This is a genomic window from Arthrobacter sp. MMS18-M83, from assembly GCF_026683955.1.
Taxonomy (GTDB): domain Bacteria; phylum Actinomycetota; class Actinomycetes; order Actinomycetales; family Micrococcaceae; genus Arthrobacter.
This window is the reverse complement of sequence record NZ_CP113343.1, coordinates 1,748,401-1,768,457: the sequence shown is the minus strand read 5'-3', so window position 1 is coordinate 1,768,457 and position 20,057 is coordinate 1,748,401. Positions and strand designations below refer to the sequence as shown.

Sequence of the window (20,057 nt, the reverse complement as noted above, 5' to 3'; positions counted from 1 at the left end):
GTGTTTCGGCCAGAGCGCGCCGACTGGGCGGCGCATCCTCACGCGCTGAACAGCGCCGGGTGTGATCACCCTGCGCCGCCCGTATGTCCGGCCAGGCCGCTGCCTAAGAATCGAGCCAGACCCTATGAAACTCTTCAACCGTACTGACCAGCACTGGACCTTCGGAGGAACGATCCGCGGCAAGTGGTTTACGTGGTTCTCCACCGTTGTGGTGGTGCTTGCTTGTGCCGGGTTCACCGCCGGTGTCAGCGCACCCGCGGCTTTGGCTGCAAATCCCACAGTGGTAACCCTGACCTTTGACGATGCAAATGCCGATCAACTCACCGCCGCGCAGACCCTGCAGAGCCTGGGACTTGTGGGTACCTTCTACACTCCATCCGGATTCGTTAACAACCCTGGTTACATGACCGTGGCGGACATGCAAGGCCTGGTGGCGAACGGCAACGAGATTGCCGGCCACACTGTCACCCACCCCGATCTCACCACCGTGACGTCGGACGAGGCCACTCGCCAGATCTGCAATGACAGAGTCAACCTCAGCAATTGGGGATTCACAATCACGGACTTCGCCTATCCCTTTGCCGCCGAAAACGCATCTCTTGAGACCATAGTCAAGAACTGCGGCTTCAACAGTGCGCGCAATCTCGGTGACATCAAGACACGGTTCAGCTGCGCCGGTTGCCCCCTCGCGGAAACCATACCGCCGGCAAACCCGTACAACACCGCCGCTCCGGATGAAGTGGACAACACCTGGACCCTGGCCGACCTGCAAAAATCTGTCACGCAGGCCGAGCCCGCAGGCGGATGGGTGCAATTGACGTTCCACCACATTTCCTCCACCAGCAAAGATCCCCTGAACATCACACCCACCTTGTTCAACCAGTTCGCCACGTGGCTCAAGGCCCGCCCTGCAACCACAAGCGTCAAGACGGTGGCCCAGGTGATTGGCGGAACGGTCAAACCGCTGGTCTCCGGACCGCCGGCCCCGCCACAAGGCACTGGAAACCTGGTCAAGAACCCGAGTCTCGAAACCCTGGTGAACGGCGCTCCGCAGTGTTGGGCAGCCGCAGGCTACGGCACGAACACGCCTGCCTTCTCCGTCGTCAGGCAGGCACACACAGGTAAGGTTGCCGAACAGTTGGTGGTCAGCAATTACGTAGACGGCGACGCGAAACTGTTGCCGACCCTGGACCTGGGAGGTTGTTCTCCAACGGCCACTCCGGGACACACTTACACACTGGGCGCTTGGTATAAATCCACCACCAATACCCAGTTCGAGCTGTATTACCGCACTGGACTCGGTTCCTGGACGTACTGGACCTCCAGCCCATGGTTCGCCGCCGCAACTACCTACCAGAAGGCCACCTGGACCACTCCGGCCCTTCCGGCGGGCGCCAGCGGCATCAGCTTCGGACTGAACCTGTTCAGCAACGGCACGCTGACCACTGACGACTACGAGATGTTCGACGTCGGCAACCCGCCACCGCCTCCGCCGCCACCGCCAGCCGGGTCCAACCTCGTGCAAAACCCCAGCCTTGAAACCGCGGGCGCGGGCGCGTTCCCGCAATGCTGGCAGGCCGGTGGATACGGCACCAACACGGCCGTGTTCAGCACTTTGACTGGCACAACTACTGCCCACACGGGCACCAAAGCGGAGAAGCTCACCATCACGGGGTACTCAAGTGGTGATGCGAAGCTGCTTCCGACCCTGGACTCCAGTACCTGCGCACCTGCGGCTGTAGCGGGGCACACCTATTCGCTTCGGGCGTGGTACACGTCAACTGCTGTCACGCAGTTCGCGTTGTACTACCGCGACGCCTCCGGCACCTGGGTGTACTGGACCTCCGGACCGTGGCTGCCGGCCGCGGGCACCTACACGCAGGCGAGCCTCACGACGCCGGCACTCCCCGCAGGGGCCACTGCCATCAGTTTCGGGCTGAGCCTGTTCAACAACGGAACACTCATCACGGACGACTACGCGATGTATGACAGCGTGGGGGCCCCGCCGCTGGGGTGAGCAATTAAGCAACTGAGCAACTGAGACCAACGCTGAGGGCGGCTATCCATTTAGCCGCCCTCAGCTATTTCTTGCCCGCCCGCAGTACGTCTGGCAGCTCGTCAACGAATACTGTCCCGGGTGGCTCGTAGTAGATGACGAGCACCTCATCGCCGACGTTGAAAACACTGGTCTTATCGAAGGGATGCGCGTGGAAGGCGCTTGTGCCGCCATGGAACGGCAGCATCACTTCCCCCACGGTGCCCGGCCCGATTCGCCCCGTGACCCTCCCGATCTTGCCGGTCAGGCTCCGATCAACCTCTTTGTGCATCGGTTTCGCTATGCATCAGGGGCTTTGGTAGGCCGTTTGGGAGGTACTTGGCCGTTCTTGAGGGCAGCTGTGATGGATGGCAGGAAGTTGCCCACCTGGGACAGGATCCCACCCACCATGCTGTTGAGCCCTTCGCCGCCGTTGAGGACCGTCAGTTGCCCCACATGGGCAAAGGGTTCAGCCGCGGCTGCCACGATCGCAGGCATGTTCTCCGCTAGTTGCTGGGAGATAACCGCCTCTTGGTTGGTTCCGAGCGCCTCAGCGCGGGCCTTGATGCCGTCCGCCTCTGCCAAGGACTTGGCCTTGATAGCGGAAGCCGCCGCATCACCGCGGGCCTTGGTGGCTGCCGCTTCGGCCTCGCCAGTGATCTTTGTGGCTCCCGCAATCGCCGCCGCCGCCGTGGCGTTGGCCTGCGCCTCCACTTCCACCTTGCGGGCGTTCGCCTGCGCTTCGAGTTCCGTCCGCCGTGCCCGCGCCTCGGACGCGCTGATGTCCGCGGCCTTCTGGGCTTCTGCCTCGGTGCGCTGGGCGTAGGCCTTGGCATCCGCGGGCTTGCGGATGGACGTCTGGAGCTTTTGCTCCTCGCGGTCCGCCTCCAGTTTGGCCACCTCGGTTTCCTGGACCACCACCTGCTGGCGCGCCGTGGCATCGGCCAACGGACCGGCCTGGGCTGCGTTGGCCCGAGCAGTCTCGGCGTTGGCTTGAGCCGCCGATTGCTTGATCGCCGAGATGCTCTGGGCGTCGGCAATCTGGGCAGCTGCCTCAGCTTCCTTCTCAGCCGCCTCGCGGTTCCTGGTGGCTTCGGCTATGCGGGCCTCCATTTTGACCTGGGCAATATGCGGCTTGGCCAGGTTCTGGATGTAGCCCGTGGGATCCTGAAGGTCCTTTATTTGCAGGGAATCAACTACCAGGCCAAGCTTTTCCATTTCAATACCACTGGCACTGCGGACCAAAGAAGCGAGTTTGTCCCGCTCGCGGATGATCTCTTCCATGGTCATGCTGCCAATGATCGAGCGCAGGTGTCCTTCAAAAACGTTGTAGACCTGGCTTTCCATTTTGGGTTGCTGGCCGAGAAACCTCCTCGCGGCGTTCGCAATGAATGGCGCGGCGTCACCAATTTTGTAAATGACCACGCCCTCCACAATCACCTGGATGCCTTGCGAGGTCACGCAGTTGACCTGGAGTTCTGTTTCATTCAGGGTCAGCGACAAAGTCCTCACCGTTTGGAGCCCGGGAACCACCAAGGCACCCTTGCCGGTGACAATTTTGAAGTCCATTCCGTCCCGGGTGTCCAAACTTCCGCGGGTCAGACCGGAAATGATTAATGCCTCGTTTGGTTCAGCCACCTTCCACATCAATGTGATGAGCAGCCTAATGACGGCAACGGCGACGACTACCCCCAATACGGTGACAAGAATGGGGAGATAAGCAACGAGGTCGAACATGACTGTCCTTTCAACGGCAAGCACTCAAGCGGCTCGTGTAGTCAGTCTGCTTTGGTCCGCTCCAGTAGTCCAGCAATTTGTTTGCCTACATTTGACACAACGGATGCTCCTAGGCGCTCGTTCCCGCCAGCGATTCAGTCCTCGCCTCATGCCGAGCGCGGACCTCCCTAGCGGGAGCTGTTGCGGCACCCGCCGCAGCCTCCGCCGGGACCGCCGGGACGCCGTCGGCGGCTTGTCCGTAAAGCCAGTCGTTGTACTGGAAGTCGCCGTCCTTGCGGCTCTTGAACAGCAGGTTCCGCAAGACCCGTGCGACGCCGGACACGTGCCAGGACTCGCCCCACACGCGCGCCGTGCGCTGGACGCGGGCCGTGCGGGCCGTCCGGGCTGCGTTGAATTGCTTGATGGCCCGGTCCCAAGCAGCGGTGTCCACGCCGTCGTCGGCAAACACGGAACCGACGGTTGAGTCCTGGAGCACCGCGGCGTCCTCAAGCGCCTGGCAAGCTCCCTGGGCCAAATACTGGAGCATCGGGTGGGCGGCGTCGCCCATCAGCACCAAGCGGCCGTCGATCCAATTCTCGATGGGATCGCGATCGTACATGGGCCAGCGGATGCTTGTCCCAAGGTTCCGCAGGGCCGCCTGGACCGCGGGGACGCAGTCCTTGTAGGCGGCCTGAAGTTCGTCCACGCCGCCGTATTGTTCTTCTCCGCGCTCGAACGACGGCGACTTGAATACAGCCACCGTGTTCAACAGTTCGCCCTTGCGCAGCGGGTACTGCACGAGGTGGCAGTCCGGCCCGAGGTAGACGATCACGTCCTCAAGGTCGGCCGCCGGGGTTTCCGCTGTAATGGGCACCGTTCCCCGATAGGCAACGTACGACGACGACACCGGGCCGTCATGCGCGACGGCGGAGCGGAGCGTCGACTTGAGGCCGTCCGCGCCGATCACGACGTCGGCCTCGTAGACGTCGCCGCTCGCCGTGTGTGCCACGCCCCGAGCGTTCACGGTCTCAACCCTCTCGACGACGACGTCGTTCACCAACCGGACGCCGGCCTCCTGGCAGGCTTCCAGGAGGATTCGGTGGAGGTCACTGCGGTGGATCACTACATACGGAGCGCCGTACCGTTCCTCGAAGTCGCCGCCCAGGGTCTGGCGAGTCAGTTCCTCGCCGGTGAGCGCGTCGCGGAACACCAGGTGCTTCGGCCGGACGCCAATTTCCAGCGCCTTCTCCAGGAGGCCCCAACGCTTCAGGACGCGGGAGGCGTTGGGGGCCATCTGCAGGCCGGCTCCGACCTCGCCGAATTCGGGGGCCCGCTCAACCAACGTCACCTCGGCACCGTTCGCGCGGAGGGCCAAGGCCCCGGCGAGGCCGGCCATCCCTCCGCCGACGACGAGTACTTCAGTGGACGGTTTGCGGTCAGACATTGCTAGCTCCTACAGGGGTGGTGTTTTTGGATTCGGTTTTCGCGGTCTTGATTTTGCTGCCGATGGCGCCGAGCAGGACCGCTGCGACGGCGGCGGCCCCGGCAAACGCCAGGAAGTTTGAGTTGACGCCCAGGCCAGCCGCCAAGAGCAGTCCGCCGGCTTGCGGTGCGGCGACCGCGCCAATGCGGCCGACGCCGAGGGCCCAACCCAGCGCTGTGCCCCGCAAATGCGCGGGGTAGTGGCTGGCCACCGCTGCGATGATGAGGCACTGGGTCCCATGGGTGCCGACACCGGCCAGCACCAACATGACGTAGACGAGCCCCACCGGCGGGCCCGCCACCAGTACCCCGAGCGCGACGGCGGCGACGGCGGCTGCCGCTATCGCCGTCGGGATTGGACCGAAGCGGGTGCCCGCCCAAGCGGTGGCCACCGAGCCGACGACGGCACCGAGGTTGAGTGCCAAGGCGAACGTCAGTGCCGATCCAAGGTTGTAGCCGGCCAGTTGCATGAGGTTCGGCAGCCACGTTCCGAGGCCATACCAAGCAAAGAGCGTCACCAGCGTGGAGATCGCGAAGAGGAGGCTCATCCCGAGATACGGAGCCAGGAGCAGGGACCTGAAGCCCACGGACTCCGTCTGCTTCATGCTCTTTGCGGGCGGCAGCGTCTCTGGCAGGAAGCGCATGCCCAGCGGCACCACCACAAGCAGTGCGACGGCGGCCACCAGGAACATGACCGGCCAGCCGAAAGCGGGAATCAGCGGAATGCCTGCCAACGCGGCAATCGAACCGCCGATCGGGACGCCGGACATCATCAACGTGGCAATCGTGGAGCGCCACTTGGCGGGGACCAGTTCGGCAACCAGGGCGTTTGCCGAGGGAACCAGTCCACCGAGGCCAATGCCGGCCAGCAAGCGCAGGCCCCCGAAAACTGCCGCGTTCGGGGCGAAGGCGCACAGGATGGTGAAGATTGAAAACAGTGCGGCGCAAGAGATGATGGTGCGGCGGCGGCCCCAACTGTCCGACATCCTGCCGGCGAAGATCGCTCCGATCATCATGCCCAGGAACGCCATGGAGCCAAGCGTTCCGGCGGTGGCTTTGGTGAGCCCCCAGCCTGTCTCCGTGATGAGGGAGCCCTGCACGGTGCCGTAGACGATGAGGTCATAACCGTCGAAAACCACCAGCAACCAGCAGACGAGGACTGCGGCTGCGGAACGTTTGGAGAATCGGGTGGAGGCCTTGGGGGAGGCCTCAGCGGAGTGGTGAACGCCTTGTTGGGTCCGCTCCGGCGCTGCAGCGGAAGGTGTGTGATTCATCCCACCACTGTGTGGCCGCCGTCGGCGCAGCCCAATAGAATTCTGTGGTGCAGAATCTTCCAGCCCGTAAGAAGCCGGCCTATTCCATTGAGGCCGTGGACAACGCCCTGCAACTCCTCCAGCTCTTGCGCGACGGCGGTAGCCTCCGGCTGAAGGATGCGGCTGAGGAGTTGGGTGTTGCCCCCTCCACCGCCCACCGGCTGCTGGCCATGCTGGTGTACCGGGGGTTCGCCGTCCAGGACGAGACCCGTAGGTACGTGCCTGGACCGGCCATGGGAGTTGGTCCGGCCGGACTCAGTTGGACCCGTCTGTTGCGCACGGTGGCGCAGCCGCACATGGAACTCCTGAGCGGGCGGATCAACGAGACAGTTAATCTCATGGTTCGGGTGGGGACCAAGGTCAGGTTCCTTGCCACGGTTGAGGGCACCAACGCCTTACGCGTGGGCGATAGGCAAGGAACCGTGCTGCCGGCCAACAAGGCCTCGGGAGGCAAGGCGCTGCTGGCCGAGCTGGAGCCCGCCATGATTGAGCAATTGTTCCGCAGCCACAATGCGGAAATCGGCGGGGACAGCATTTCCGACGCGGAATATCCAGCCTTTCTCCGCGAGCTGGAGACCATTCGGAGCAACGGGTTTGCAGCCAACTTCGAGGGCACCGAGGAAGGGATCAGCGCCCTGGGAGTGGCCCTTCACAACAAGGACGGCGTCGCGGTAGGTGCGCTGAGCGTGGCGACGCCTGTGGCAAGGTTCCGCAAGCTCTTCGATGCTGGACTCGTGGGCATCATGCGGGAAACGCAACGCCAATTGGAGATCGACATTGCAGCCAATCCGGCGGAGCCCCAGCCGTAGCCCACCCGACTGACTCGCAGTTGTTGTCGTTTTGAGCGCCTATAACGACACCTACTGCCAGTTAGTTGGGCCAACAGATTCTGGCTAGCAGAATATGTTGGAGATCACTCCGCGGTCTCTCTAGGGTCGGGAGTACGCCTAAACCGTTCCGTACTCCCGAGGAGGCCCACTGTGTCCATCAGCGCTGATAGCACAACGCACGAATCTGTTGCCACTGATCATTCCGTTGGCACAGCGCACGCGGTTCCGGAGCCGACGCCGGAGGAAGCTGCCCAGCTGGCGCAGTTGTACCGGGACTTCGAAGCCGGGAACCTGATCCCGCTGTGGACCGAGATCGCTGATCTCATGCCGATGGTGCCGTCCCCGAAGGCCGTGCCGCATGTTTGGCGTTGGAACGACTTGTACCCGCTGGCCGCCCGTGCCGGTGACCTGGTGCCCGTGGGCCGTGGCGGGGAACGCCGTGCCATCGCGCTGGCCAACCCGGGCCTTGCTGGTACCCCTTATGCCACGCCTACTCTTTGGGCTGCCATCCAGTATCTGGGCGCACATGAAACAGCCCCGGAGCACCGTCACTCGCAGAACGCGTTCCGCTTCGTCGTCGAGGGCGAAGGCGTCTGGACCGTGGTGAACGGGGATCCGGTGGCGATGCGCCGCGGCGATTTCCTGCTGACCCCGGGCTGGAACTTCCACGGCCACCACAACGACACCGATCAGCCGATGGCGTGGATCGACGGACTGGACATCCCGTTCGTGCATTACGCGGACGCCGGGTTCTTCGAGTTCGGCACCGAGCGCGTCACGGACGAGGCCACCCCGGACATCTCACGTTCCGAGCGCCTCTGGGCCCACCCGGGCCTACGACCGCTCTCGGGACTGCAGGACACGGTGAATTCCCCGATCGCGGCCTACCGTTGGGAGCACACCGACGCCGCCCTCCGCGAACAGTTGCTTCTCGAGGATGAAGGCCACCCCGCCACGGTGTCCCAGGGCCACGCCGCCGTTCGCTACACCAACCCGACCACCGGCGGGGACGTGATGCCGACCATCCGGGCGGAATTCCATCGCCTGCGCGCCGGCGCCTCCACCGAGCCGTTGCGCGAGGTCGGCTCCAGCGTGTGGCAGGTTTTCGAAGGCACCGGCACTGTGATGCTGGACGGGGAGACGAAGATCCTTGCGAAAGGCGACCTGTTCGTGGTCCCGTCCTGGGCCTTGTGGTCCCTTGAGGCTGAGAGCGGGTTCGACCTCTTCCGCTTCAGCGATGCCCCCATTTTCGAACGACTGAACTTCAACCGCACGTACATCGAAGGACGCAACAAATGAGACTCCTCACCCTCCGCACCAGCGCCGGCAAAGGTACCGTGGCCGTCCGCCAGGACGGCGACACCCTGACCGAGATTCCCGGCTTCTCCGACGTCGGCGCCCTCCTGCAGGACCCCGACTGGGCGGCCATCGCAGAGGCGGCCAACGGCGCAACGCACGCGTACGACCGCGCGGACCTCGCCGCCGTCGTGCCCTCACCGGGGAAGATCATCTGCGTCGGGCACAACTACCGCAACCACATCAAGGAGATGGGCCGGGACATCCCGGAATACCCCACCCTGTTCGCGAAGTACCAGGAATCGCTGATCGGTCCCAACGACGATCTGGCGCTGCCGCAGGAATCGGACACGGTTGACTGGGAGGCCGAGCTCGCCGTCGTGATCGGCAAGAAAGGCCGGCGCATCAGCGAAGCCGACGCGGCGGACCACATCGCCGGGTACTCGGTGCTCAACGACATCAGCATGCGCGACTACCAATTCCGCACCGTCCAGTGGCTGCAAGGCAAGACCTGGGAGAAGTCCACCCCGTTCGGACCGGCACTGGTCACAAAGGACGAGTTCACCGTCGGCCCGCTGATGACCTCCGCAGTGGACGGCGAGATCCAGCAGCAGACCCCCACCGGGGACCTCGTGTTCACTCCGGAATTCCTCGTGTCCTATATCTCGACCATCATCACGCTGAACCCGGGCGACGTCATCGCTACCGGTACGCCCGGCGGGGTGGGCCACGCCCAGAACCCGAAGCGCTACCTGCAGGAAGGCCAGGTCCTGGTCACCACCATTGAAGGCCTGGGCCAGCTGACGAACCGCGTAGTCAAGGAAGCCTGATGGTTGCCCGCCAGGACCTCACCACCGATCCGGGCCTGCAGGAACAACTGCTGCAGGCCCGCCGGGGGACCGCGTTCTTCGCCCGGAAGCTCAACGAACTCTCCGACGCGGAGCTCGACGGCGGTTCGCTGCTGCCGGCGTGGAGCCGGCGTCACGTTGTAGCACACGTGGGCTACAACGCCCGGGCCATCGCACGCCTGGTCGAGTGGGCCGGGACCGGCGTGGAGACTCCCATGTATCCCTCTGTCTCGGTGCGGGATGAGGAGATCAACTTCGGCGCCACCCTGTCTCCCATAGCGTTGCGGAACCTCTTCGAGCACTCCGCCGTGCACCTGAGCGTGGAATGGCGCGACCTGCCCGAGGACGCCTGGAGTCACGAAGTCCGCACCGCCCAAGGCCGCATCGTTCCGGCATCCGAGACCGTCTGGATGCGCACCCGCGAAGTCTGGGTGCATGCCGTGGACCTGGACAACGGGGCGAGCTTTGCGGACATCCCGGCGTCTGTCCTGGAACGGTTGCTTCGCGATATCACCGCTGCATGGTCCACCCGCGGCACCGACAAGGGGCTCTTGGTCACTGTCACGGGCACGGACCTCGTCTTCGGGGACCCGGAGGCCGCCGTCGTGGTCTCCGGGCCTCTCGCCGGCGTCGCGCAATGGGCCACCGGGCGCGGGAACGGCGGCGTGAACGCGGGCGCCGGGCCGGTGCCTGCGGCACCCAAGTGGATCTGACGGCGTCGGGCACAAAGAAGGTTGGCACAGCTCCCGGCTTCTTCACCGGAAGAACTGCACCAACCGCTTGTATGACTATTCAGATTTAACTGTAGATGCTACCCATTGGCGGCTCCTGTAATCCCGGGCTAACTCAATCCGGGCTTGTGAATAGGCCTATTTTGCGTCGTCAGCCAGATGCCGTGAAAACATCCAGCCAGCGGCGGCCATCAGAATGCCCAGGACCATGAACGTCCAGTTGTCGAGAGCGTTCAGCGACAGGAAGTTGGCCGCCGAATCAACCCCGACACTCAGTCCGTACACACTGAGCACGATGTACAAGGCACCGAAGCTCATCAGGATATTGCGTGCGCTATGGCCGCCCGAGCGGGACATCGCCCAGCTGGTTCCACCGATGGCGAGCTGCACAATGTTGAGCAGCAGGGACACTTGGAACACACCCAGGAGCATTGCGTGCGAATTTGGCCCGAAGAACTGCAATTCCCCGTACCGCATGGTGATGCCCGGGATGAATCCGAGAAGGCCCACCAGCGCCATCAGAATACCTACACCCATGCCGATGTTCTGAACGTCCGCGCGTCCGAAGTGAACACCGTGTGCATGTGGGGTTGCGGTAGTCATTATGCCCTCCATCCACCTATTGCGAACACTCCAATTTTACGTCTGCTTTATCTAAAAAGCGCCTGGAACGGCGGGCACGCGGCTCCTTGAACAGCCGCGACGCTCGCTCACCTTTGGGGCGTTCTTCCCCGACGCCCGCTCACTTCTGTGGGGTTTTCGGGCGACCCTCCTGCACATGTACGACGGCGGGACGGTGGATGTGCAGGAGCGTCTGGCTTTCGGGCGTCATAGGTGAGCGAGGGTCGGCCGGGAGGGCGTCACAGGTGAGCGAGCGTTGAAGGTTTGGAGGGATCTGCGGGTGCCTGCCGGGGGAGCGAGGCACACCGTGGCACGATAGGACACAATGAAACTGCGCGCTGATCAGACCGGTAACCGTGGCCTGCCCATGCCCTTGTGGCTCCAGGGTGCCCTTGAGTCGGCCCAGGCCGCCATCATCTCGGCGTTCGTGGTGGTCCTGCCGCTCGTCGCCGTCTGGGCAACTGACGGATTCCAGAACCGCAGTATCGACTTCCTGGCGCGATTGGCCGGCCAAACCTGGCTGCTGGTTCAGGGCGTGCCTTTGCAGCTTGCCACGGTGAACCTAGGTACCGCGGGACTGCCCGGCTCCGGGATGCTGTCCCTTATCCCGCTCGGGCTGACCCTGGTGCCCTTCCTCCTTGCGTGGCGCGCGGGGCGCCGCTTGGCCAGGGCGTCTTACACGGACCAGCTTTGGCAAGCGTTCTTCGGTGCGCTGCTTGTCTACGGGGCATTCGGCGCGGCCACTGGCTTCATCTGCCGCACCCAGGACGTGGTCATCAACATCTGGTTCGCCGCGTTCATACCGCTTATTCCGTTCGGCCTGGGCATGGTGGTTGGTGCCCGGCGGGAGTCCGGCTCCTGGAGCAGACTGATTGGCGTCGACGCGGTGGATTGGCTCGCGCGCACCAGCCAACATTCCCGATGGGCCGGGTCCTATTTTGGCTCAGCCATCAAGGCCGGGTTCGTGGCGATCATGGCGGCACTCACACTTGCTGCCCTGCTGCTCGCCGTCGTCCTTGTGGCGCACTGGACGGACATCATCGCCGTGTACGAGGGCCTGAAAGCCGGTGCTCTGGGCGGCGGCGTTTTGACCATCGCCCAGCTCGGCTACCTGCCCAATCTTGCGGTGTTCACCTTGGCTTGGTCCTCCGGCGCTGGGTTCTCCCTCGGCGTCGGCTCACACGCCGGTCCTCTGGGTACCGCCGTCGGGCCCCTGCCTGCTATCCCGATCTTCGGCGCGTTGCCCACCGGGCACATCGACCTTGGGGCAGCGGCCCTGGGCCTCCCGGTGCTCGCCGGTCTGCTGGCAGGCTGGTGGTTCCTGCGCGAGGGGGAGAACCATTTCGACGAATGGCTCTCCATCAAGATCAAAGCACGTTGGTTCACGGCGCCTGTTTCCACGCTGTTCCTGGGCGCGCTCGTCGGAGCTGTCGCCGGAGCCTTCGCCGGGGGACTGGCCTGGTTGGCGCGCGGTTCCGCCGGAATCGGACGCCTCACCGAGATCGGCCCGGATCCGCTATGGACGGCCGTTTGGATCGCCGCGGAAGTAGCGATCGGCGTCGTGATCGGCTATTCGGTGGGGCCATGGCTGGAACGGCGGCAGAAACTCCGCGAGGCGGACCTTGACGCTTCCGTGTACGACGGCGACCACAGCTAAGCTGCCCGGCTCGCCCTGGCTTGCGCCGGGCTAGCGCAGCCCGGAAGGAACCGACTTCTTGAAGTCCACCTGGCAGGAGTCTTGGGCTTGGATGGTCAGCGCGGTCCGCGCGCAGTCCTGCAATGCGCGGATCTGTTGGAAAAAGACGACAGCCGTCAGAACCAGCAGGCACATAATGGCCGTGACTACCAGCCCGGAGACGGTGCCGAGCAGTATCAGTCGGGGCTGCTTGAACCTGATGGTCCGGACGAGGACCACCACCCCAAGTACCCCCGCGATGACCGTGAGGATGCCACTGAGCCAGACGTAGCTGATGTTCAGGATGTAGACGAAGACGGCGCCGAGCACCGTTAGCAGGAATGACCTGAAAAGCGTTTGCGTAACTGCAAGCGCTGACTTGGCAGCCTCGCTCTGTGGATGCTGCTGAGGGCTGGGTCCAACGCCGGAATTCATGTTTTCCAGCCTACGCGAGCCACCCATAAGCTAGTGCAATGCGCATTGTTGTCCTCGTCTCCGGCACCGGTTCCAATCTCCAAGCAGTTATCGATGCCGTGAAGGCAGGCGATCTTGACGTTGAGATTGCAGCAGTTGGTGCCGACCGGCCGGGTACCTACGGTGTGGAACGTTCCGCGGAGGCCGGACTGGAGACCTTCGTGGTGGACTTCAAGGATTACGCAGACCGGGCAGACTGGAACGCCGCGCTCACCAAGGCTGTTGCCTCGTACAACCCGGACGTGGTGGTTTCCTCGGGGTTCATGCGGATTGTCAGCCCGGAATTCATCGATGCCTTCGACGGCAAGTACCTCAACACGCACCCCGCACTGCTGCCCGCCTTCCCCGGCGCCCACGGAGTCCGCGATGCCATGACCTACGGGGTGAAGGTCACGGGCTGCACTGTCCACTGGGCCGACGCCGGCGTGGACACCGGGCCCATCATCGCCCAGGAAGCAGTCGAAATCGCCCCGGACGACACCGAAGACACCTTGCACGAACGCATCAAGGTGGTGGAGCGCAGGCTCCTGGTCCGCACCCTCGCAGAGCTCGCGGCCGGGAAGCACGTCTAAGTCCCGGGCACTCCGGGGGACATGCCCACTGTTGTCCGCCAGGAATGGACATGCGCCCAGGTTCCCATGGGACATGCCCACTGTTGTCTGCCAGGAATGGACTTGGGCCCAGGTTCCCATGGGACATGTCCACCGTTGGCCGCTGCGGAGGGACATATTACTGCTATGTCCATCCGTAGCCACGGACAGGGGGCATGCTCAGTCGAGGTCGAGCTGCTTGGTTTCCGGTGCAAACAACGCCATCCACAGCACAGCCAGAACGATCAGCCCGCCAGCCAGGGCAAAAGACGTGGCCAGGCCAAACTCGGGCCAGAAGTACGACGCGAACACGAGTGGCCCGACGCCTGCTCCAATCCGCGAAAACGTGGACGCCCAGCCGAAGCCTGAGCCCCTCAGCTCGGTGGGGTAGAGCTCGGACACATAGGCATAGAGCACCGGGATGGCCACCTGGACAACGAAGCCAAACGCCAGCAACCAGAACACCGCAGCGTCGGGAATGTCCACCACCAATGAAACGATCACCAAGGTCAATGCCGACAACGGACCGGTAATAGCCAGGATCCACTTGCGGCCTACCCGCTCCACGAGCACCGCAGCAACCACCACGCCCAGGAGTCCGACGGCGGCCATCCCGGCTGTCGTGACGAACGCCTTGTACTCTTCGAACCCGGCGCCGATCAGAATCCGCGGCATCCACGTCAAGCTCAAGTAGTAGACCAGAAGGATGCTGAAAAACAGGGCCCAGGCCGCCGTCGTAATCTTCCAATTGAACTGCCAAAGGCGGCGCAGCTGCTGCCATGCGCTGCCTGTCGAGAGGCGCGGTGCGTCCTGGGGTGCGGGCAGGCTGTAGGCGTGGGGTTCGGCGCCTGTGGCCGCAACAAGGCTGTCGATGACGTTGGCGGCCTCTTGGCGCCGGCCCTTGCGGATGAGGAAGAGGGGCGATTCCGGCACGCTCCGCCTGACCCAGAAGACCAGGAGGGCAGGCAAGACCATCACCAGCATGGTCAGGCGCCAGTCCGCGAAGGCGGCGACGAGCCCGGCCGAAATGAAGCCGCACAGGGCGGCGCCCACGGGCCACCAACCATCCATCGCGGTGAGTACCTTGCCACGCTGCTTCCGTGGCGTGAATTCACCCACCAAGGCATAGTCCACGGGAATGCAGCCGCCAAGCCCGAAACCGGCCATCAAACGGAAGATGCAGAACCAAACGATGTCCGGGGCGAAAGCTCCCAGCACCGTAAAGATGGAGAAGATCAGGAGGGTTGCCGTGAATGCCTTCTTACGCCCGATCGTGTCCGCGATGGTGCCCCAGGCGAAGGCGCCCAAGGCCATGCCGATCAGGTTGGCGGTGCCGATCCACCCGGCGTCGGCAGGTTGCAGCGACCAGTGTTTGGAAAGCAGCGGAATGAGAATGCCGTTGAGGGTGACATCCCACGCATCGAACATGAAGCCGAGGCCGCCGATCAGGAAAATCCTGCCCTGGACCTTCCACCGCCACGGAAGCTCCTGGACTACCCGCTCGCCGCTCGGGACGGTTGTGTACGTGTTCATTTCCCCTCCTGGGGAAAACTCTATCCGTGGTTCTGGATCGCCTTTCGCAGGAAGCCCCCGGCCTCGTCCAAAGCACTCTTCGCTTGCCCGGGAGCGATGCCCGTCAGCACCACCAGGATGGCCGCCTTGACGGAACCACCCACAGAATTCAAGGCGCGAATCGCAGTCTCCGCGTCCACGCCCGTGGCATGTTGAATGGTCCGCTGGGACCTCGCGAGCAGTTTGTTGTTGGTGGCGCGCAGGTCCACCATGAGGTTCCCGTAGGTCTTGCCGAGCTTGACCATGGCGAGTGTGCTGATCATGTTGAGGACGAGTTTTTGCGCCGTGCCGGCTTTCAGCCGAGTCGAACCGGCAACGAACTCGGGACCGACCACCACGTCGATCGCCACGTCCGCCAGCCTGCTGATGGGTGAATCATGATTGCAGGCGAGCGACGCGGTGAATGCCCCGCGGCTGCGCGCTTCTTCGAGGGCGCCGATCACGTATGGCGTGCGTCCCGAAGCCGAAATCCCGACGACGGCGTCCGCCTCGGTCACGCTGATATCGTGCAGGTCGCGGGCTCCGGCCGTGGCGTTGTCCTCGGCGTATTCCACCGGTTTCTGGATGGCCTGAGTGCCGCCCGCGATGATCCCGACGACGAGTCCTGGGGGAGTGCCGAAGGTGGGTGGGCATTCGCTCGCGTCCAATACTCCGAGCCGCCCGGCCGTTCCGGCACCGACGTAGAGCAGCCGGCCGCCGCGGGCGAGGCGTTCCGCTACGGCGTCGACCACTGCCGCGATCTGCTCGCTGGCTTGTTCGACGGCGGCCGGGACCCCGCGGTTCTGCTCGTTCATGGCTGCGACGAGCTCAGCCGTGCCCATCGTGTCCAATTCGCTGAGCGCTGGCGACGCTGCCTCGGTCTGCAGGCCTGCGAGCTCGGAGCGGAGTTCCGCGAGCCCCTCGCCACTGAGGGAAGCTGCGTCAGATTGTTCCGTCACGGTGGATGTACCTTTCCTGAAGGAGCCCGCGGCGGTTCGCAGCGAGGGCGGCCCCGTCCATTCCATCGCCGAGCGCCGCAACCACTTCAATCCCAGCCGACGCGAGCGCGTTGTGCAAGAGCCCGCCAAAGAACTTCGATTTCACGACGCCGCCAAGAAGGGCCACCCGCTTGGTCTCGCCCGATGCGAGGGAGACGGTGTTCACGAGAAGCCTGCACGCTTCGTCCACAATGTCGCGTGCGACGGCGTCCCCCGCCTCCGCTTCACGCAGCACCTCGGGCGTGAAGCGCGCCATCGTCCGGGCCGGGTTGTCGGACTCGGCGAGCCACGCCGGGAGCTGCTCTGGCGAGCCGACCAGTGCCGCGGCCGCGTCGAGCAACGAAGTGGCCGGTCCGCCGTCGTGCGCTTGCAGTGCGGACTGCAGGCCCCGCTGTCCGATCCAGCGGCCGCTTCCGCGATCGCCCAATAGCGGTCCCCAACCGTCGGCGCGGTGCAGGGTCCCGGCGTCGTCAAAGCGGAAGGCAACGGCCCCGGTACCCACAATCAGCACTGTCCCGGGTGCGCCGTTCAAGGCGCCGAGCTGGGCCGCAGTGGCATCGGAGAGGACCGCGGCTGGGACTTTGAAGCGTTCGGAAAGCAGGACGGCGAGTTCTTTGGAGTTCGCCGCGGAGGCCTCCACCCCGGCCACAGCGGCCCCGATTCCCCGCAAGGAACCAGTTGGAAGCCCTCCGGGCAGCATGGCTGCGGTGTCCGCAAGCAGTTCGGAGGCGAACCGGGCTCCGTTGTCCATGCCCAAACCGGGGAAGCCTTGCTGGTCTGCTGAGCCCAAGACCTTGTCGCCCTGCCTGAGTTCAATCCTGCAGCGGCTCTTGCCGACGTCGGCCACCAAAATCACTTCTGCGGATTCCATGGCCCAACCTTATGTTGCGGGCGGCGGCAAGTCTCGAAAAAACGAACAGCAGCCACAACACGATAAACTCGTCCGTATCCCCAGCAACCGTGGAATCCCGCGATATAAGACGGAGACTTTTGTGAGCTTGACGCAGCTTGACCGTGTTCCCATCCGCCGTGCACTGATCTCGGTTTACGACAAGACGGGGCTGGAGGAGCTCGCGAAGGGCCTGCACGCAGCAGGAGTCGCCATCGTCTCCACCGGCTCCACCGCGAAGCGGATTGCCGCAGCCGGTATTCCGGTCAAGGAGGTCGAAGAAGTCACCGGGTCCCCGGAGATGCTCGATGGCCGCGTCAAGACCCTGCACCCGCGCGTGCACGGTGGCATCCTGGCCGATCGCCGGGTGCCTGCCCACATGGAAACGCTCGCCAAGATGGAGATCGAGCCGTTCGACCTGGTGGTGGTCAACCTCTACCCGTTCGTGGAAACCGTCCGCTCCGGCGCAGCCCAGGACGACGTTGTGGAGCAGATCGACATCGGAGGCCCCGCAATGGTGCGTTCGGCCGCCAAGAACCACGCCGCCGTCGCGATCGTGGTTGACCCCAACTTCTACGGCGCCGTGGTTGAAGCCGCCGCTGCGGGTGGGTTCGACCTGAAGACCCGCCGCCGCCTCGCCGCGAAGGCATTTGCGCACACCGCAGCGTATGACACCGCCGTTGCCACCTGGACCGCCAGCCAGTTCCTCGACGAAGACGGCGACGGCGTCATCGACTGGCCCGCTTATGCCGGCCTGGCCCTGGAACGCTCCGAGGTGCTGCGCTATGGCGAGAACCCGCACCAGCAGGCGGCCCTCTACGTGGACAAGGCCGCGCCCGCTGGTATCGCCCAGGCCGACCAGCTGCACGGCAAGGCCATGAGCTACAACAACTTCGTCGACGCCGACGCCGCCCTCCGCGCCGCGTTCGACTTCTCCGAGCCGGCTGTCGCCATCATCAAGCACGCCAACCCCTGCGGCGTGGCCGTCGGTTCCGCAGATGCCGCCGACCCCATCGCAGACGCCCATGCCAAGGCCCACGCGTGCGATCCGGTCTCCGCTTTCGGCGGCGTTATCGCTGCCAACAGCATTGTCACTGCGGGAATGGCCCAAACCGTCGCCGGAATCTTCACAGAGGTTGTCATCGCCCCGGGCTTCGAGCCGGAAGCTGTTGAAATCCTGTCCAAGAAGAAGAACATTCGCCTTCTGGCGCTGCCGGACGGCTATGGCCGCTACCCGACGGAGATCCGCCAGGTCTCGGGTGGCGTCCTCGTCCAGCAGGCCGACAAGGTGGACGCCGACGGCGACAACCCGGCCAACTGGACCCTTGCCGCCGGCGAACCCGCCGACGACGCCACGCTGGCTGACCTCGCGTTCGCGTGGACCGCGTGCCGCGCCGCCAAGTCCAACGCGATCCTCCTCGCCAACAACGGTGCCGCAGTGGGCATCGGCATGGGCCAGGTCAACCGCCTGGATTCCTGCAAGCTGGCCGTTGAGCGTGCCAACACCTTGGGCGTTCAGGTGGAGTCCGACGTCGACGGTGCCGGCGGTGCCTCCAATGCCGACGCGAGCAGCGCACCTGAACGCGCACGCGGTGCCGTGGCTGCTTCCGACGCGTTCTTCCCGTTCGCCGATGGCCTGCAGATCCTGATCGACGCCGGCGTCCGCGCCGTCGTGCAGCCTGGCGGTTCAGTTCGCGACGAGGAAGTCATTGCCGCGGCCAACGCTGCCGGGATCACGATGTACTTCACGGGTGCACGCCACTTCTTCCACTAAGTCCGCCCGCTCCACCAAAAAATGGACATGCCCTCCTTCCCCGGAGGACATGTCCTTTTTTGGTGGTCAGGACTGGGCATAGTGGCCATATGTCCTGTGCTGAGAGCTGGCGGGGGACATGTCCATGGCTACATGCCGTGAGCGCTACGAGGTGGACGCCAGCTCGTAGGCATCCCGGATGACGGAGCCCCAATAAGGCCCATAGATCACGGCCGGGCCGCCAAGGTAGCCGTAGCTTGTAATCGAGTTCTGGAAGGAGTCGTGCTCAGAGTCGACCATCCACGGGCCGCCAGATGATCCTCCGGTCATATCGCAGGGAATGCCCTGCGCCTTGAACTGTGGATTGATGGGATCCTTGGTGGCGTCACCCGAGCAACTCTTCAACGATTGGCCGTCAAACGGTGGGGCGGCAGGGTAGCCAAACGCCTGGTAACTCAGGCCCCGGTCCGCATTGAACTCCACGCCGGACGCACCGACGACGTCGGCCAAGTGCTTGCCGTTCAGCGTGGCAGTGACCGCGAAGCCGGTGTCATAGCGGATATCGCCAGCGGTGCGCCACTGAGTGGTGGTGTAAAGGGCTTTGGCCGGCCAAATGCCGTAGGGCGCCGTGCCATTGAGATAGGCCGGAACGAAGACGAAATTCCGGACAAACGCTCCGGGACCCTCGTTTACGCAGTGGCCCGCAGTTGCCACTGTGCTGTCGTTCTCCGACACGACTACGTTGCCTGAGCAGACGTACGCGAATGCTCCCATGGTGAAGAAGACCTTGCCGACGTGGTCAATGGGGTCTTCGTCCTCATGCAGGCTCGGGACGCCACCCTTGGCGCTTTCGATTTTCACGGGCGGGCCGGTTTCGACAGTGTCACCGGCAATGCTGGAGGCGCCACCGCGTGCGAGGGCTTTTCCCGCGAGGACGTCGCCGGGGATTGCTGCTCGCATCCGTTCGGGAGTCCAATACGCCGTGGGATCGGTATTTGTTGCTGCCAGGCTGACGAGCTGCGGCGTCCCAGTCGCTGCGAAGCTCGAAACCGCACTAAAAGGCGTTGCGGCTGCCGCCCCTCCAGCGGCACAGAGGGTCAAAACGGCGGAGGTAAGGAGGCTCAGGAGACCGGTGATGGGGAGTGATTTCTTTGTCATGATTGTCCTGCCAATCGATGATGTAGCCATCTGTTCTCGGCCACAGTTGACCCACTGAACCTACTCCGATTCAGCCTGTTGGTACAGAAGGTTTGGC

General features: G+C 64.1%; 18 protein-coding genes. 8 read left to right on the top strand and 10 right to left on the bottom strand.

The features are described 5' to 3' along the window. Positions 1-124 precede the first annotated feature (124 nt). The gene (locus OW521_RS08330; RefSeq protein WP_268024452.1) at positions 125-2,017 is read left to right on the top strand and encodes a polysaccharide deacetylase family protein; all 1,893 of its coding nucleotides are present in this window, start codon (positions 125-127) and stop codon (positions 2,015-2,017) included. 64 nt (positions 2,018-2,081) lie between these two features. Here the strand turns inward: OW521_RS08330 and OW521_RS08325 are convergent, their stop codons facing one another. From OW521_RS08325 to OW521_RS08310, 4 genes are all read right to left on the bottom strand, one after another. Next, positions 2,082-2,327: a hypothetical protein gene (locus OW521_RS08325; RefSeq protein WP_268024450.1), complete on the bottom strand. Its 246-nt coding sequence runs from the start codon at positions 2,325-2,327 to the stop codon at positions 2,082-2,084. Between the two features lie 8 nt (positions 2,328-2,335). After that, on the bottom strand, positions 2,336-3,772 hold the full coding sequence (locus OW521_RS08320; RefSeq protein WP_268024449.1) for a flotillin family protein: 1,437 nt from the start codon (positions 3,770-3,772) through the stop codon (positions 2,336-2,338). A 109-nt stretch (positions 3,773-3,881) separates the two neighbouring features. Then, positions 3,882-5,195, bottom strand: a complete 1,314-nt coding sequence (locus tag OW521_RS08315; protein ID WP_268024448.1) for an FAD-dependent oxidoreductase — start codon at positions 5,193-5,195, stop codon at positions 3,882-3,884. Continuing rightward, positions 5,188-6,507, bottom strand: a complete 1,320-nt coding sequence (locus tag OW521_RS08310; RefSeq protein WP_268024447.1) for an MFS transporter — start codon at positions 6,505-6,507, stop codon at positions 5,188-5,190. Before OW521_RS08310 ends, OW521_RS08315 begins: the two co-directional genes overlap by 8 nt. 47 nt (positions 6,508-6,554) lie before the next feature. On the opposite strand from OW521_RS08310, the gene OW521_RS08305 reads away from it, so the two are divergent. From OW521_RS08305 to OW521_RS08290, 4 genes are all read left to right on the top strand, one after another. Further along, complete coding sequence (locus OW521_RS08305) at positions 6,555-7,355, top strand: IclR family transcriptional regulator (RefSeq protein ID WP_268024446.1); 801 nt, start codon at positions 6,555-6,557, stop codon at positions 7,353-7,355. A gap of 171 nt (positions 7,356-7,526) precedes the next feature. Continuing rightward, complete coding sequence (locus tag OW521_RS08300) at positions 7,527-8,675, top strand: cupin domain-containing protein (protein WP_268024445.1); 1,149 nt, start codon at positions 7,527-7,529, stop codon at positions 8,673-8,675. After that, the gene (locus OW521_RS08295) at positions 8,672-9,502 is read left to right on the top strand and encodes a fumarylacetoacetate hydrolase family protein (protein WP_268024443.1); all 831 of its coding nucleotides are present in this window, start codon (positions 8,672-8,674) and stop codon (positions 9,500-9,502) included. The genes OW521_RS08300 and OW521_RS08295 overlap by 4 nt, the downstream gene beginning before the upstream one ends. Further along, a complete protein-coding gene (locus OW521_RS08290; protein ID WP_268024441.1) occupies positions 9,502-10,233 on the top strand; it encodes a maleylpyruvate isomerase family mycothiol-dependent enzyme in 732 nt (243 codons plus the stop codon). The genes OW521_RS08295 and OW521_RS08290 overlap by 1 nt, the downstream gene beginning before the upstream one ends. 156 nt (positions 10,234-10,389) lie before the next feature. On the opposite strand, the gene OW521_RS08285 is transcribed toward OW521_RS08290, so the two are convergent. Further along, positions 10,390-10,854, bottom strand: coding sequence for a DUF4383 domain-containing protein (locus OW521_RS08285; protein WP_268024439.1), 465 nt, complete (start codon positions 10,852-10,854; stop codon positions 10,390-10,392). 343 nt (positions 10,855-11,197) lie between these two features. Here OW521_RS08285 and OW521_RS08280 point away from each other — a divergent pair, with 343 nt between their 5' ends. Continuing rightward, positions 11,198-12,529 carry a cell division protein PerM gene (locus OW521_RS08280; RefSeq protein WP_268024437.1) on the top strand — a complete coding sequence of 444 codons (1,332 nt, stop codon included), beginning with the start codon at positions 11,198-11,200 and terminating at the stop codon, positions 12,527-12,529. Between the two features lie 30 nt (positions 12,530-12,559). Here OW521_RS08280 and OW521_RS08275 read toward each other — a convergent pair whose 3' ends face one another. Then, positions 12,560-12,982, bottom strand: a complete 423-nt coding sequence (locus OW521_RS08275; RefSeq protein WP_268024435.1) for a hypothetical protein — start codon at positions 12,980-12,982, stop codon at positions 12,560-12,562. A gap of 38 nt (positions 12,983-13,020) precedes the next feature. Between OW521_RS08275 and purN the strand changes: the two genes are divergently transcribed. After that, the gene (gene purN, locus OW521_RS08270) at positions 13,021-13,593 is read left to right on the top strand and encodes a phosphoribosylglycinamide formyltransferase (RefSeq protein WP_268024433.1); all 573 of its coding nucleotides are present in this window, start codon (positions 13,021-13,023) and stop codon (positions 13,591-13,593) included. Positions 13,594-13,791: 198 nt separating this feature from the next. Here the strand turns inward: purN and OW521_RS08265 are convergent, their stop codons facing one another. From OW521_RS08265 to OW521_RS08255, 3 genes are read right to left on the bottom strand one after another with little or no spacing between them, the layout of a single operon-like run. Then, positions 13,792-15,144, bottom strand: coding sequence for an MFS transporter (locus tag OW521_RS08265; protein ID WP_268024431.1), 1,353 nt, complete (start codon positions 15,142-15,144; stop codon positions 13,792-13,794). Positions 15,145-15,164: 20 nt separating this feature from the next. Next, entirely contained in the window at positions 15,165-16,121 is a 957-nt protein-coding gene (gene murQ, locus OW521_RS08260; protein WP_268024429.1) for an N-acetylmuramic acid 6-phosphate etherase, read from the bottom strand. Beyond that, positions 16,105-17,031, bottom strand: a complete 927-nt coding sequence (locus OW521_RS08255; RefSeq protein WP_268024427.1) for an N-acetylglucosamine kinase — start codon at positions 17,029-17,031, stop codon at positions 16,105-16,107. The genes murQ and OW521_RS08255 overlap by 17 nt, the downstream gene beginning before the upstream one ends. 121 nt (positions 17,032-17,152) lie before the next feature. Here OW521_RS08255 and purH point away from each other — a divergent pair, with 121 nt between their 5' ends. Further along, positions 17,153-18,823: a bifunctional phosphoribosylaminoimidazolecarboxamide formyltransferase/IMP cyclohydrolase gene (purH, locus tag OW521_RS08250; protein ID WP_268024425.1), complete on the top strand. Its 1,671-nt coding sequence runs from the start codon at positions 17,153-17,155 to the stop codon at positions 18,821-18,823. 144 nt (positions 18,824-18,967) lie between these two features. Here purH and OW521_RS08245 read toward each other — a convergent pair whose 3' ends face one another. Then, complete coding sequence (locus OW521_RS08245) at positions 18,968-19,960, bottom strand: trypsin-like serine peptidase (protein WP_268024424.1); 993 nt, start codon at positions 19,958-19,960, stop codon at positions 18,968-18,970. Positions 19,961-20,057: the final 97 nt, after the last annotated feature.

Bases quoted from the DNA above. Each gene is read 5' to 3' on its own strand.
- OW521_RS08330 (WP_268024452.1), top strand. From the start codon at position 125: ATGAAACTCTTCAACCGTACTGACCAGCACTGGACCTTCGGAGGAACG.
- OW521_RS08325 (WP_268024450.1), bottom strand. From the start codon at position 2,327: ATGCACAAAGAGGTTGATCGGAGCCTGACCGGCAAGATCGGGAGGGTC.
- OW521_RS08320 (WP_268024449.1), bottom strand. From the start codon at position 3,772: ATGTTCGACCTCGTTGCTTATCTCCCCATTCTTGTCACCGTATTGGGG.
- OW521_RS08315 (WP_268024448.1), bottom strand. From the start codon at position 5,195: ATGTCTGACCGCAAACCGTCCACTGAAGTACTCGTCGTCGGCGGAGGG.
- OW521_RS08310 (WP_268024447.1), bottom strand. From the start codon at position 6,507: ATGAATCACACACCTTCCGCTGCAGCGCCGGAGCGGACCCAACAAGGC.
- OW521_RS08295 (WP_268024443.1), top strand. From the start codon at position 8,672: ATGAGACTCCTCACCCTCCGCACCAGCGCCGGCAAAGGTACCGTGGCC.
- OW521_RS08290 (WP_268024441.1), top strand. From the start codon at position 9,502: ATGGTTGCCCGCCAGGACCTCACCACCGATCCGGGCCTGCAGGAACAA.
- OW521_RS08285 (WP_268024439.1), bottom strand. From the start codon at position 10,854: ATGACTACCGCAACCCCACATGCACACGGTGTTCACTTCGGACGCGCG.
- OW521_RS08280 (WP_268024437.1), top strand. From the start codon at position 11,198: ATGAAACTGCGCGCTGATCAGACCGGTAACCGTGGCCTGCCCATGCCC.
- OW521_RS08275 (WP_268024435.1), bottom strand. From the start codon at position 12,982: ATGAATTCCGGCGTTGGACCCAGCCCTCAGCAGCATCCACAGAGCGAG.
- purN (WP_268024433.1), top strand. From the start codon at position 13,021: ATGCGCATTGTTGTCCTCGTCTCCGGCACCGGTTCCAATCTCCAAGCA.
- OW521_RS08265 (WP_268024431.1), bottom strand. From the start codon at position 15,144: ATGAACACGTACACAACCGTCCCGAGCGGCGAGCGGGTAGTCCAGGAG.
- OW521_RS08255 (WP_268024427.1), bottom strand. From the start codon at position 17,031: ATGGAATCCGCAGAAGTGATTTTGGTGGCCGACGTCGGCAAGAGCCGC.
- OW521_RS08245 (WP_268024424.1), bottom strand. From the start codon at position 19,960: ATGACAAAGAAATCACTCCCCATCACCGGTCTCCTGAGCCTCCTTACC.